Below are 13,429 nucleotides of genomic sequence, written 5' to 3' on the forward strand. Positions count from 1 at the left end.
CGTCCCGGGCCACCCAGCCGCTACATGCACCACCACAGGAACGCCCCGGGCCACCCAGCCGCTACGTGCACCACCACAGGAAGCGGTCGCACGTCTTTGAGGGCTCCGGCTCGGGCGTCGGGTCCGGCTGCTGCGTGCTCGGCGGAGGTGTGGGACGCGTGGTGCCGGGAGTGCCGGGTGCGTCCGGGGTGCCGGGCGCGGAGGTCGTGACCGGGGTCGCGGAACCGGAGCCCTCGGCGGCTTCGCCCGCCGCCGCCTCGGCGTCCTCGGCGTTCTCGGCTGCCTTGGCTTCCTTGGCCTTCTTCGCCGCCTCGGTTGCCTTGTCCTTGGCCGACTCCGACGCCGACTTCGCGTCCGAGGGGTCGGCCGAAGCGTCCGCGGCGGACTCGGCGCCCGTCGCCGTGCCGCTCTCCGGGTCCTTGGGCGTCCGGGACGCGGACCCGCCCGCCCCGCCGTCCGGGGACGCCGCCGCAGTCGGTTCGTCCGAAGGCCCCTCGATGCCGAGTTCTGCCAGGCTCAGGCCGCCGGCCGCGAGCGCGAGCCCGGCGGTGATCAGCAGGACCTTGCGGCGTCTGCGCCGGTGCGCCCGACGCCCGCGCTCCCGGCGGCGGCCCCTGCCGCGCGGTGCCACGTCGTCGTACGCGTGCGCGGAACCGTCCGGTTCGTCCTGTGCGGCGACCGCCTCCGCGTACTCACGGCAGGCTTCGGCCGGGGTTCCGCATCCCGGGCAGGCCAGGGCGCCGTTGAGGTGCCTGTGGCACGGGTGGCAGTAGTCCATGAGGCATGGAGGCTAAGTGAGGCGCGGGTGACAGAGGAAGCCGCTGCCGTGAAGGTTGTGTGCGGAATCAACTGTTCCAGCCGTGTCGGCTTCCCCTATGGGGCAAACCGCCTGTTCCGTTCCGCACCGGCCGTGGGCGCGCGGGCGGCCCTACCCGGCGAACGCCGCCTGCGCCACGCCCTGCCCGGCGTCCGGCAGCACGAGGACGGAGCCGGACAAGGGGTGCGGCGCCTCAAGTCCCGTACGCGCGGAAGTGATGTAGAGGTCACGCAGTTCCGGGCCGCCGAACGCGCAGGCGGTCGGGCGGGCCACCGGCAGCTCGATCACCCGGTCCAGGACGCCGGACGGGGTGTAGCGGCGCAGGGCGGCGCCGTCCCACAGGGCGACCCAGACGCAGCCGTCGGCGTCGACGGTGAGGCCGTCCGGGTATCCGGCCCCGGCCTCCACGGTCGCGAACGGGCGCCGGGATCCGGCCAGTCGGCCGGCATCCGCGTCCGGCACGCCGTCCGGCACGTCCAGGACGTCGATGCGCCGGGTCGGGGTGTCTATGTAGTACATGGAGCGGCCGTCGGGGCTCCATCCGATGCCGTTGCTGACGGTCACGTCCCCGAAGACCTCGGTCGCGGTGCCGTCGCCGCTGACCCGGACGAGGTTGGCGGCACCGGGCGTCTCGTCATAGGCCATCGTGCCCGCCCAGAGCGCGCCGTCGGGCGCGACCGCCGCGTCGTTGCCCCGGCGGCCGGGCACGGCCTCGCGGTGCAGCCAGCGGAAGGCGCCGCCGTCCGCCGGGGCGTCGTAGAGGCCGACGCCGTCCCGGAGGTTGACCACCAGGCCGCCGCCCGCGCGCGGCTTCGCGGCGCCGACGTGCTGCTCGGTGGCCAGGACCGAGCGGTGCCCGGTCGACGGGTCGTACGTGTGGACGCGTGAGCTGAGGATGTCGACCCAGATCAGCCGCCGGGCGGCATGATCCCAGGTGGGGCCCTCGCCGAGTGCTGCCTGCGCGCGTACCGCTATGTCCATTGCGGCAGGCTACCCGCAGGCCCCGGCTCAGCCCACCCGTCCCAGCTCTCCGCGCAACCGCCGTGCCCTGAGGACCAGTTCCAGCTCGAAGCGGCGGTCCGGGTCGTCGACCTCGTCGCCCCACAGCTCCCTGATCTGCCGCAGGCGGTAGCGCACGGTCTGCGGATGCACGCCGAGCCGGGCCGCGACCTCCGGCGCCCCGCCTCGCGTCTCCAGCCAGGCCAGCAGTGTCTCGGCCAGACGGCGGCCGTGCGCGGGCCCGCAGTGCGCGAGCGGGGCGAGGCAGCGGCGGGCCAGGTCCTCGATGAGCTCCTCGGGCTGGAGCAGGACCAGGGCTTCGGTGTACTCGGTGCAGTGCAGGACCTCACCGGAAGGCAGCAGTCCGCGCTCCATCAGGCGCACCGCGGCCTCGGCCCAGCGCAGCGACTTCGCCGCGTCGGCCAGCGGCACGGGCGGGCCGATCGCGCCGGACCAGCCGGCCATGGCGCGCCGCAGGAGCTCGGGGCGGCCGGCCGCCTCCGGGTCGGGCACGACCATCCGCGGCTGTTCGGTCTCCATGTCGAGCAGGACGCCCTGGCCGACCGCGGGCGCCACGGCGTCCCTCGCCGGGCGCAGCAGGACGCCGACGGCGACCCGCTCGGGCAGTTGCCAGCCGACGCGGGCGGCCCGTTCGTCGAGGGCGCTGCGGACGCCGGGCCGGCCGGAACCGGAGCGCGCCCCGGAGCCGTGCCCGATGTCGGCCGGCGGCCCTTGGCCGGGGTCGCCACGCCGCTCGGAGAGCAGCAGCTCCATCAGCTTGCGCTGGAGGCGGAGCCGCTCGCCCTCCTGCCGGGCCGCGGCTTCGGCGTACCCGCGGACGGACTGGTCGACCAGGCCGTCCAGATACTCGAAGCCCGACTCGGCGAGTTCGTACATGGCCGGGGGCGGGATCTCGATCTGCTGGCCGATCTCGGCCAGGCGGCGCCAGGCGAGCCGGACGCCGAGCCGGTAGATCGCCTGGAGCGAGTCGAGGCTGCGGCCGTGCAGGCCCTCACCCCTGCCGAACTCCTGGAAGACCTCCAGCGGGTAACGGGGCCGGCCGCCCTCGGCCGCGGCGATCTGCTGGACGAAACCTTCCAGCGCACGCCGTATGCCGATGAGCGCCATGGGTTCGCCCGACTCGTCGAGGACGACGGGCAGGCCGGGGTACTCGGCGCGGATCTCCCGCAGGATGTCCTGCGCGAGGGCGGGCACCTCGTCCAGCGCGAGCGCGGCGAACCGCCGCACCTGCATGGGCGGTACGTCCCGCCAGGCAGAGCGGACGGACAGCGAACCCTGGCTCTCGGACACGGGAACGGTCACTCACTGTCCCCGAGGGGCGTTCTCGTAGTGCACGAGGGGTGTGTTGGGTTGTTCGGGCGTCGCGTTCAGGGCGGCGACGATCCCGAACGAAGCGGCCACGGCGAGCGCCGCGGCGACCACCGCGGTCAGTCCGGCGGCAAGCAATCGGTGCATGTCAGGGTCAGCCTCTCTGCTGGAGGTCGATCCCACCCAGGTCGCGCGAAATGACGCGCGCACAGTCCTTCACCGGCCCCGCCCGGCAGGTGCACAGTCTCATCAACGCATTGACACTTCGTCAAGGGTCCGCCTAGCGTCACGGCCCCATACGGCTCGGTAACACTTCTCACCCGCCCCAGGAGTGCCGGATGCGCCGCACAGCCTCGCCCCTCTCGCTGATCCTTCTCGGACTCGGCGTCTTTCTGCTCGTCCTGGCTCCGATGCTCGCGTGGTACGTCGAGCCACGCGCCAAACGCACGCCCGTGGACGTCGACATCACGACGGTCTTCAAGGGCAAAGGCAGCTATTTCGACACGGAGAAAATCAAGACGGTCAACGACAAGAACCTCACGATCACGCGCCAGGTGCGCGGTGACGTGGACGACAGCACCAGCGAACACGCGGTCTGGGACGTGTCCACGTCCGTCGACCCGGACAAGTCGCTCCCGGCCGCCGACCCGCACGATTCGCTCCAGTGGACGACCGAGCGCTGGGTCACCGACCGCGAGACGAACAAGCCGGTCCACTGCTGCGACGAGAAGCCCTACTTCGAAGGGGAGGCCTACCTCAAATTCCCCTTTGACGTGCAGAAACGCTCCTACACCTGGTGGGACAACACCCTGGGCGGAACGGTCCCGCTGACCTTCCGCGGCACGAAGAAGATCCAGGGCTACGAGGGCTACCGCTTCACCGCCAAGGTGAAGCCGGCCAAGACCGGGACCCGTCTGGTGCCCGGCCGCCTGGTCGGCCAGCCCAAGCGCAGCAACGTGCTCGCCGAGGAGTGGTACTCCAACCACGGCGTCGAGCTGGTCGCCGACAAGCGCACGGGCCGGATCATCTTCGCGGCCATCGGCCCCCGCAAGACGCTGCGGGCCCCCGGCTCGGACAAGGACGCGACGGTCCTCCTGGACAGCAAGCGCATCGCGTTCACGGCGAAGACGCAGAAGGCCCAGGTGAAGCTCGCCGACGACGACAGCAGCCGGCTGAAGCTGGTGGGCGAGACCCTGCCCGTCGGTACGGGTGTGCTGGGTGCGCTGCTCGCGATCGCGGGAGGCGTCCTGGTCCTGCGCGGACGACGCTCCGACAGTGGGGCACAAGGGACGAATGGGCCGGGTTCAGCGGCGGAGCCGCACGGTCCGAATGGCGATACGTCGCCAACCGCCCTGCACCCCACCACGATGTGATGAGACGTCAGCTGTTGAAAGCCCGAAAGTTGTCACTTCGGTGAGTAGCCGCGCCGAACACGGCGGCGAAAACTAACGATCCCCACCCAAGCACAGTCCCCGCACCGCCCCCGCACCACCCCGGCACAGCCAGCACACAGCACCTCCGCAAGCGATCCCCGAACGGTGCAACCCCCCATAGCGACCTCACGGTTCCGCACCCTGACGAGTTGGAGCACGCATGCCCCAGCACGTGCCTTCTCCGCTGCGCGCCGCAACCCCCCGGGTCGCGCAACGGCTACCGGCACTTCCCCCGCAGCCGCGCCGGATCGTTTTTCTCGCCCGGCGCGACCTGGCGAATCCGGCCGCGGGCGGATCCGAACTGCTCGTCGACCGGTTGGCCGACGGCCTGAGCAAGCTCGGCCACGAGGTCACCCTCCTGTGCGGGGGCCCCGCCGCCTACCGCGACTACCGCGTGGTGTCGGCGGGCGGTGACCTCGGGCACTATCTGCGCTCGCGTTCCGCCTTCACCCGGCAGGTCGGCGACTGCGACCTGCTGGTGGAGGTCTGCAACGGCATGCCGTACCTGGCGCCGCTGTGGCACCGCGGGCCCACGCTGTGCCTGGTCAACCACGTCCACACGGACCTGTGGGGGATGCGCTTCCAGGGTGCGCTCGCCCCCGCGGCCCGGCTGGGCCGAAGACTCGAACACTGGTCGCTCTCCGGGGCCCAGCGCGGCAATCTCCTGGTGGCCGTCTCGCCTTCGACGGCCACCGCGCTGCGTGCGATAGGCGTCGAGCGTGAGCGCATACGCATAGTCCACAACGGGGTCGAGGAGCCGGGTCCGCTCCACCCCCGCTCGGACGAGCCGATGTTCCTGGCCATGGGACGGCTCGTCGAGTACAAGCGCATCGATCTGCTCCTGCGGCTGTGGGAGCGCGTCAGGCCCGTCACCGGCGGACGTCTGGTGATCGTCGGCGACGGACCCGAGCGGGCCCGTCTCGAACAGATCGCGGGACCCGGCGTGGAGTTCAAGGGCCATGTCTCCGAGGCCGAGAAGCACCGGCTGCTCTGCGAGGCGTGGATGCTCCTGCATCCCTCCGCCGTGGAGGGCTGGGGCCTGGTCATCACCGAGGCCGCCACCCGCTCGACGCCGGCGATCGGCTTCGACGTGCCGGGCGTCCGCGACTCCATCGAGGACGGCGTGACCGGGCTGCTGGCCCGGGGCGAGAGTTCCTTCGCCGCCGCCTGGTGCACCCTGGCGCTGAGCACCGAGCGCCGGGAGACCTTCGGCAAGGCCGCGGGCGAACGGGCCACCAGCTACCGGTGGGCCAATTCCGTGCACGAGTTCCAGGCGGTGGCCTCCGAGGCCATCGTCACGCACCAGGCAGCCCAGGGGTCCGCGTGAAGGACCCGTCCCTGCGCCGATCCGTCACCCTCTTCCGGGCCTTCCTGCGCGAGCAGCAAGAGCCCGAGCGGTGTTACACCCTGCTCGCCCGTGACGCCGCCGACCAGGTCGAGGCCTACGGACCGGTCAAGGACCGTGTCGTCGTCGATGTCGGCGGCGGCGGCGGGTACTTCACCGAGGAGTTCCGGCGGCGCGGCGCGCAGAGCTTCCTCTTCGAGCCGGACCCGGCCGAGCTGGGCGCCAAACCGCCGGAGGGCTCCGTCGTCGCCGACGGCTATCTCCTGCCGCTCGCGGACGGCGTCGCCGACGTCACCTTCTCCTCCAACGTCCTCGAGCACGTGGACGATCCGCAGACGTTCCTCAGCGAGATGGTGCGGGTGACCAGGCCCGGCGGCCTGATCTACGTCTCCTTCACCAACTGGTACTCGCCGTGGGGCGGCCACGAGTGGGCGCCCTGGCATTACCTGGGCGGCGCCCGCGGGCGCGCCCGCTATGAACGGCGTACCGGAAAAGCAGCAAAACACACGCTCGGCGAGAATCTCTTCGCTCACCACGTCGGCCCGACCCTGCGCCAAGTGCGGGCCAGGGACGACGTGTCCGTCGTGTCCGCACGGTCCCGCTACTGGCCGTTCCTGGCCAGTGGCATCACCAAAGTGCCGGGTGTACGCGAGTTCGCCACCTGGAATCTCCTTCTCATCCTCAGGCGGTGTCCATGACCACGGTCCAGGCCCCACCCCCGGCGGCAGTCCGGCCAACGGCTGACGCCCCCGAACCCGGCAGAGGCCCGCGCTCCAAGCGCTGGCTGCTCGGGTTCTGGGCCGTGGTGTTCGTCCTCTTCCTGGCGGTGAAGCCGGGGCGGATGACGTTCGACACCAAGCTGGGGGTCGCCGTCGACCCCTGGCAGTTCCTCTCCGACCTGGGCCAGCTCTGGCACGACCGGGGCGGATTCGGCGGCATCCAGGACCAGTACGTCGGCTACACCTGGCCGATGCTGCCGTTCTACGGTCTGGCCAAGCTCGTCCACCTCCCCGTGTGGTTCGCGGAGCGGCTGTGGATGTCGCTGATCGTGGCCACCGCGTTCTGGGGCGTGCTGCGCCTCGCCGAGCGGCTGCGCATGGGCTCCGGCACGAGCCGCCTGATCGGCGCCATGGCGTACGCCCTGTGGCCGACGTTCACCGTCGTCGTCGGCTCGACGTCGGCCGCCGCGCTGCCCGGCGCCCTGCTGCCGTGGGTGCTGCTCCCGCTGACGAACGACCGCATCAGCGCGCGCTCCGCCGCCCTGCGGTCCGCGCTCTTCATCCCCTTCATGGGCGGCGTGAACGCGGCGGCGACGCTGGCGTCCCTGCTCCCGGTGGGCCTCTATCTCCTGTCGCGGCCGAACGGTCCACGCAAGCGGAAGCTGATCACCTGGTGGGTGCCCGGGGTCATCCTCGCCACCGCCTGGTGGGTGGTGCCCCTGCTGATGCTCGGCATCTACGGCGAGAACTTCCTGCCCTACGTGGAGAACTCGGCCACGACCACCGGCACGATGTCGGCCACCGAGACGCTGCGCGGCGCGGGCAACTGGGTCGCGTACCTGCACTTCGGCGAGGCCTGGCTGCCCGCCGGGTGGGCGGTCGCGACCTCCGTGCTCGTCGTGGTCTCCTCGGCGCTCGCCGCCGCCCTCGGCCTCGCCGGGCTCGCACGGCGCGACCTGCCCGAGCGGCGGTGGCTCGTCCTGACCGTGCTCTCGGTCGTCCTCATCACGCTCGCCGGGTACGGCGGCGCGTTCGGGGCGCCCTTCCACGGGACGGTGCAGTCCTGGCTCGACGGCGGGCTCGTCCCCTTCCGGAACATCTACAAGTTCCAGACGGGCCTGGCGCTCGCGCTGGTCTTCGGCCTGATGCACCTGGTGGGCGTGGCCGCGCAGGCGCGCGGGGCACGCCCGGTGCGAGGACGGCGGTTCGCCCCGCTCATCGCGGCCCTGCTCGTGCTGCCGGGGCTCGCGCTCCCGTACGTGAACGGCTCGATCCTCCAGCCCGGCTCCTTCCAGAAGCTTCCCGACTACTGGGACGCGACGGGCGACTGGCTGAAGAAGTACTCCCCCGACTCGCGTGCCCTCGTGGTGCCCGCCACCGCGCACGGCATCTACACGTGGGGCTCGCCCATCGACCAGCCCCTCGACGTGCTCGCCGATTCGCGCTGGGCGCAGCGCGACTACGTCCCGTTCGGCACGCCCGGCAACCGGCGCGCGATGGACGCGGTGGAGCAGGCCCTGACCACCGGCGGCAAGGTCCCCGGCCTCCAGGACTACCTGACGCGTGCGGGCCTGTACTACGTCGTCGTCCGCAACGACCTCGACCCGGACCAGGTCGGGAACGTGCCGACCGCCACCGTGAAGCGCACCCTGGAGGAGTCCGGCTTCGAGCGGGTCACCGGCTTCGGTCCGACCGAGACCGGCGGGATCATCCCCGAGGACACGCCCCTCCAGGTCGAGGGCCTCTACCCGCGCCAGCGCGCGGTGGAGATCTACGCACCGGGCTCCGACACCCGGCGGCCCGGCCAGGCCGGCATCAAGCCGGTCTCGAACACGGCCGTGGTGAGCGGTGGCCCCGAGGCGCTGCTCCAGCTCTCCGCCGACCCCACGATGCGCGACCGCCCCACGGTCCTGACCGGCGACAACCACCCGGGGGTCGGAACGCCCGGCCTCCAGGCGGTCGGTGACGGGCTGCGCCGGGCGGACACGCGCTTCGGCCTGGTCAGCTCCAACACCTCGTACACCTACACGCCAGGCGAGCGGAACGCGAGCAAGGCGCTCCAGGAACCGGGCGAGAAGCCGCACCAGATCCTGCCCACCACGGGCATCGAGCACCAGACGACGGCCCAGCTGCGCGGCGCGAAGTCCGTGACGGCGTCGAGCTACGGCAACTGGCTCTTCCACCTGCCGCAGTACGACCCCGTGAACGCCTTCGACGGCAACCCGGCCACTTCTTGGGCCGAGGGCAGCCCGGGCAAGGCGAAGGGCGAGTGGATCAAGGCGGAGTTCCGCGCCAAGGAGGCGATCCCGTCCTCGATCCGCGTCACGCCGCTGCCCCAGGAGGGCGTGCGGGCCGCGGCCACCCGGGTGCGGGTGGAGACGGAGCAGGGCAGTCGCACCAGCCCGCTGACGCCCAACGGCATGCGCCAGAGCATCAAGGCGCCTGCCGGTGACTCCAGCTGGCTGAAGATCACCATTCTGGACGCGGAGGTCGCCCACAAGGGCCTCACCGGCGCCGGGTTCTCCGAGATCACCGTCCCGGGCGTGCGCGTGACGAAGCTGCTCCAGCTGCCCACGGACACCGGGTCCGCCTCGGACCGCCAGGCACCCGCGGGCGCCGACGCGACGACGTACTCGATGCACCGCGCGTCGGACCCGAGCGCCCTGTCGCCGGTGAACACCGAGTCGGGGCTGCACCGCCGCTTCACGACTCCGGCCGAGGGCGAGTACGAGGTGCGCGCCAGCGCGCTCCCCGTGGCGGGCGCCGAGCTGGACGAGCTGCTCTACAAGGTGGCGCCGGAGCAGAAGGACCAGATCGTCGCCAGCGCGGACTCGACGTCGAAGCTCGGCGGCAGCCTGTCGCCGCGCAACCTCACGGACGGCGACCTGACGACGGCCTGGATAGCCGGCGACCGTCCGGTCATCCACCTGAAGTGGAAGGGCAAGCAGCCGATCGACGAGATCGTCCTTCCCCCGGCGGGCGGTCTCTCGACCCGCCCCGAGAAGGTCGAGATCAGCTCCCCCGACGGCGCGGCGATCGCCGGTGTCGACGAGAACGGCAACACGCGGTTCCCGCCGATCACCACGGACGAACTGACCGTCACGATCACCAAGACCGCCCCGCTGACGGTCCACAACCCGGTGGCCGACGACCAGATGCAGCTGCCGGTGGGCCTCACCGAGGCCTACATCCCGGCCCTGGACAAGTACCGGACCAAGCAGCCATCGGCGTCCAAGACCTTCGAACTCGCCTGCGGTGAGGGTCCGATGCTCGCCGTCGACGGCAAGCTGCACGCGACGAGCGCCAAGGGCTCGGTACGGGACCTGACCGAGCGGCGGCCCATCGAGGTGACGCTCTGCTCGCGCGGCTCGGAGAAGACGACCCTGTCGCTCGGCGCCGGCAAGCACACCGTCGAGGCCGGGGACGCGGGTCCGCTCGCCCTCATGGACGTCTCGATGACCCAGGGGACGCCCGGCGCGATCGACGAGGAGTCCCGTTCGCTGAACATCAAGGACTGGCTCGGCGACCGCCGCGAGGTGGCGGTGGGCGCGGGCGCGGCCTCGTACCTCTCCACCTTCGAGAACATCAACGACGGCTGGAAGGCGACGCTGAACGGCAAGGAGCTGTCGTCCGTACGGCTCGACGGCTGGCAGCAGGGCTTCCTGGTCCCCAAGGGCGAGGGCGGCACGGTCAAGCTCTCCTACGAGCCCTCGCGGATCTACGAGATCGGCCTGATCGGCGGCGGTGTCGCCGTCCTCGCGCTGATCGCCCTGGTCCTGATCCGGCGCCGTGACCCGAACCCGGACGGACCGGACGTGGCACCGCCCGCGCCGGGCCTGATCCTGGGCACGGTCGCGCTGACCCTGGTGGCCGCGGTGATCGCGGGCTGGTTCGCGCTGCTCGTGCCGGCGCTGGCCCTGCTCGCCTTGCGCCGACACGCGCTGCTCGTCCCGCTCGCCTTCGTGGCGATGGCCGGGGCGGGGATCGCGGCGGCGGTGGGTGCCGGTGAGCCGAGCACGGCGGGCGAGGGCGCGTTCGGCCACACCGCCCAGCTCCTGGCGCTGATCGCCCTGTTCGCGGCCCTGGTGAGCGTGCGGGGCACCGCGGCGGATTCGCCGGCCGCTGCCGGGGAACCCGGTGCGGGAGGCGGCGAGTTCACTCCGTGGCAGCCGCCTCCGCACCAGCCTCCGCCCGCCGTTCCCCCGGTGGCTCCGCACCCGGCGAGCGGTGGCACACCGCCACAGCCGGGCCCCGACCGGGACCTCGGCACGACGCCGCTGCCGCGCCGCAACCGCGGGGACAGCGGTCCCGGCGCCGAGACGGAGCCCGGGGCGAGCGGTCAGGACGCCGGTGGCGCACCGCAGGCCACCAGCTCGACCATCTCCGCCCGGGGGCCCGCCGCGGCCCAGCCGGAACCGGCGCCGCCGGGCTCGCGGACCGCACGGACCACGCGCTTCAGGCGGCGCGGGGCAAGGACGACGGACGGACTCGCGGGAGCCGCGGCTCCGTCCGCCCCCGGGGAGGACACGCACCGATGACGGCACTCGATCAACCGGCACGACACGCCGACGGACCCGAACGGCCTCCGCGACGCGTGCCGTTCCCCGTCGTCGACGAGGTCTCCCGGCACTGCCTCCAGGAGGAGGAGCCGGAGACGGTCCACATCGAGGTGCATCTGCCCGGCACACCGGACCCGGCCCGCCTGAGGGCCGCGTTCACCGAGGCCCTGCGCCGCCACCCGCGCATCCTGATGCGGGAGGCGCGGGGGCCCTGGTACCGCCGTCGCTACGAGTGGGAGCTGACGGCGGACCCGGACGTGGAGGTGGTGACGTTCCCGGCGCCGGAACGGGACGCCCTGAAGAAGGCCCGTACCCGCTCGCTCTCCGAGGCACCGCCGCTGTCGGTGTCGCCGCCGATCCGCCTGGAGGTGATCGCCTCGGAGGAAGCGGCGGTCACCTCCGGCGGGGCAGCCGCGGGTGCGGGCGGTGCTGGTGCAGGCGGTGCTGGTGCAGGCGGTGCGTCCGCACCGGGCACGGGTGTGGATTCCGCGTCGCCCGGCCCCGCGGCTTCGCCGGGCGCCGGTGCGGAGCGTCCCGCCGGCCGGGGCAGCGTCCTCTTCCTCACCATCAACCACACCGCGCTGGACGGCCCCGCCTGCCTGCGCGTCCTGGCCACCGCCGCCGAGTTGTACGGCGGGCAGGACAACTCCCCCGCCGCGCCCCCGCTGCGTACGGCCTCGTCGCCCGAGCCCGAGAGCGCCGTGGACGCCGGGGAGGCGCCGTCCGGCTGGGCGCCGCCCGCCCGTGTCTCGCGCGGGACGCCGGAGCCCTCTCCCGGGAACGGCATGCTCGTCTCGGAGCTGGCGGTGCCCCGGCGGCCCAAGGGGGCGCCGTTCACCGTGAACGACCAGCTCATGGTGGCGACCGCGCTGATGATCGCGCACTGGAACCGGGAGCACGGGGCGCGGCCGAAGCCGTTCCGGATCACCATGCCCGTCGACGACCGGCCCCGCAGCATGGAGATGCCGATCGGCAACGGCACCCGGCTGGTCGAAGTCCCCTTCAGCGCAGCCGAGCTGACCGCCGAGGAGTGGGGTCCGGCGGAGATCGGTGACCTCCTGCGCCGCACCGCGGAGCGCACCCGCGCGCTCAAGGCGCTCTCCCGGCCCCAGCTCGGCCGCGGGGCCGCCCTCCTGACCTCGCCGGTCCTGCCCGTCACCCTCCGGGCCGCCGTCACGCGCGGCCTGCGCAGGGCCGCCGCGCCCTGGACGTCCACCACGCTCCTGAGCAACATCGGGCGCGTCCCGTACTCCCTGGACTTCGGGGACGCCGGGCGCGCGCACGCCGTGTGGTTCTCCGCGCCCGCCCGGCTGCCCCGCGGTCTCACGGTGACCACGGCGTCCACCGCGGGCCGGCTGCACGTGGCCCTGCGCTGGTCGAAGACGCTGCTCAGCAGCGGCGACGGGGCCCACCTGCGGGACCTCTTCGAGCACTACCTCCACGCCACCGAGCACACGGAGGAGGGGAAGACACCGTGACCGGCACCGCGAGCACCAGCACCGCACCCCGCGACCTGCGGGACTTCTACGAGGACCCCTCCGTCCCCGTGGCGTCCGGCGACGCCCGCAGCCTGCGCCAGGCGCGGATGCTCGCCGACGCCATCGGCCCCGCCACCACCCGCACCGCCGTCGTCCTCGACATCGGCTGCGGCGACGGGACCGCGGCATCGGCCGCCGCCCCGCTCCTGGCCGGGCACCGCGTCGTCGGCGTCGACTGGTCCCAGGACGCCCTCAAGCGCGCCCACGCACATCTGCCGTACGTCGTGCGCGGCGAACTCACCGACGGAGGGCTTCCGTTCGCCGACGGCGCCGCCGACGCCGTCCTGTTCAGCGAGGTCATCGAGCACCTCGTCGACCCCGACAGCGCCCTGGACGAGCTGCGCAGAGTGCTCAGGCCGGGCGGGCACCTGATGCTGTCCACGCCCAACCTCGCCGCCTGGTACAACCGCGGGCTCCTGCTCGCGGGGGTGCAGCCCGTCTTCTCCGAGGTCAGCCTGCGCGGCATCCACGGCCGCCCGGGGAGCGAGGTCGTGGGGCACCTGCGGCTCTACACCGCCCGCGCGCTGCGGGAGTTCGTCGCCGCCTCCGGTTTCGAGGTGGTGCGGGTCGCCGGTGCGCCCTTCCACGGGGTGCCCCGTCCGCTGCGCGCCCTGGACCGACTCGCCTGCGCCGTGCCGAGCGCCTCGTCGATCCTGCTGCTGCACGCCCGAAGGACGTAACGATGTGGTG

At 72.8% G+C, this 13,429-nt stretch carries 10 protein-coding genes; 6 read left to right on the forward strand and 4 right to left on the reverse strand.

Translation table 11 applies throughout. From position 1 onward, the window contains the following. Window positions 1–61 precede the first annotated feature (61 nt). The 4 genes from QBL25_RS14935 to QBL25_RS14950 form a co-directional block, all read right to left on the reverse strand. Window positions 62–778, reverse strand: coding sequence for a hypothetical protein (locus QBL25_RS14935; RefSeq protein ID WP_409057524.1), 717 nt, complete (start codon window positions 776–778; stop codon window positions 62–64). Between the two features lie 150 nt (window positions 779–928). Continuing rightward, a complete protein-coding gene (locus tag QBL25_RS14940) occupies window positions 929–1,798 on the reverse strand; it encodes an SMP-30/gluconolactonase/LRE family protein (protein ID WP_409057525.1) in 870 nt (289 codons plus the stop codon). Between the two features lie 27 nt (window positions 1,799–1,825). Then, window positions 1,826–3,070 (reverse strand): helix-turn-helix domain-containing protein, encoded by a 1,245-nt coding sequence (locus QBL25_RS14945; RefSeq protein ID WP_409062659.1) that lies wholly within the window; start codon window positions 3,068–3,070, stop codon window positions 1,826–1,828. A gap of 69 nt (window positions 3,071–3,139) precedes the next feature. Next, on the reverse strand, window positions 3,140–3,292 hold the full coding sequence (locus QBL25_RS14950) for a hypothetical protein (RefSeq protein WP_409057526.1): 153 nt from the start codon (window positions 3,290–3,292) through the stop codon (window positions 3,140–3,142). Between the two features lie 191 nt (window positions 3,293–3,483). Here QBL25_RS14950 and QBL25_RS14955 point away from each other — a divergent pair, with 191 nt between their 5' ends. The 6 genes from QBL25_RS14955 to QBL25_RS14980 all read left to right on the forward strand — a co-directional run bounded on the left by QBL25_RS14955 (window position 3,484) and on the right by QBL25_RS14980 (window position 13,419). Beyond that, on the forward strand, window positions 3,484–4,518 hold the full coding sequence (locus QBL25_RS14955) for a DUF3068 domain-containing protein (protein ID WP_409057527.1): 1,035 nt from the start codon (window positions 3,484–3,486) through the stop codon (window positions 4,516–4,518). Between the two features lie 220 nt (window positions 4,519–4,738). Continuing rightward, window positions 4,739–5,905 (forward strand): glycosyltransferase family 4 protein, encoded by a 1,167-nt coding sequence (locus tag QBL25_RS14960; RefSeq protein WP_409057528.1) that lies wholly within the window; start codon window positions 4,739–4,741, stop codon window positions 5,903–5,905. Next, window positions 5,902–6,621, forward strand: coding sequence for a class I SAM-dependent methyltransferase (locus tag QBL25_RS14965; protein WP_409057529.1), 720 nt, complete (start codon window positions 5,902–5,904; stop codon window positions 6,619–6,621). Before QBL25_RS14960 ends, QBL25_RS14965 begins: the two co-directional genes overlap by 4 nt. Then, on the forward strand, window positions 6,618–11,180 hold the full coding sequence (locus tag QBL25_RS14970; RefSeq protein ID WP_409057530.1) for an alpha-(1->3)-arabinofuranosyltransferase family protein: 4,563 nt from the start codon (window positions 6,618–6,620) through the stop codon (window positions 11,178–11,180). The genes QBL25_RS14965 and QBL25_RS14970 overlap by 4 nt, the downstream gene beginning before the upstream one ends. Next, a complete protein-coding gene (locus QBL25_RS14975; RefSeq protein ID WP_409057531.1) occupies window positions 11,177–12,679 on the forward strand; it encodes a condensation protein in 1,503 nt (500 codons plus the stop codon). The genes QBL25_RS14970 and QBL25_RS14975 overlap by 4 nt, the downstream gene beginning before the upstream one ends. Beyond that, a complete protein-coding gene (locus QBL25_RS14980) occupies window positions 12,676–13,419 on the forward strand; it encodes a class I SAM-dependent methyltransferase (protein ID WP_409057532.1) in 744 nt (247 codons plus the stop codon). Before QBL25_RS14975 ends, QBL25_RS14980 begins: the two co-directional genes overlap by 4 nt. The last annotated feature ends 10 nt before the right edge of the window (window positions 13,420–13,429 follow it).

This window comes from Streptomyces sp. SYP-A7185, from assembly GCF_046103685.1.
Classification (GTDB): domain Bacteria; phylum Actinomycetota; class Actinomycetes; order Streptomycetales; family Streptomycetaceae; genus Streptomyces.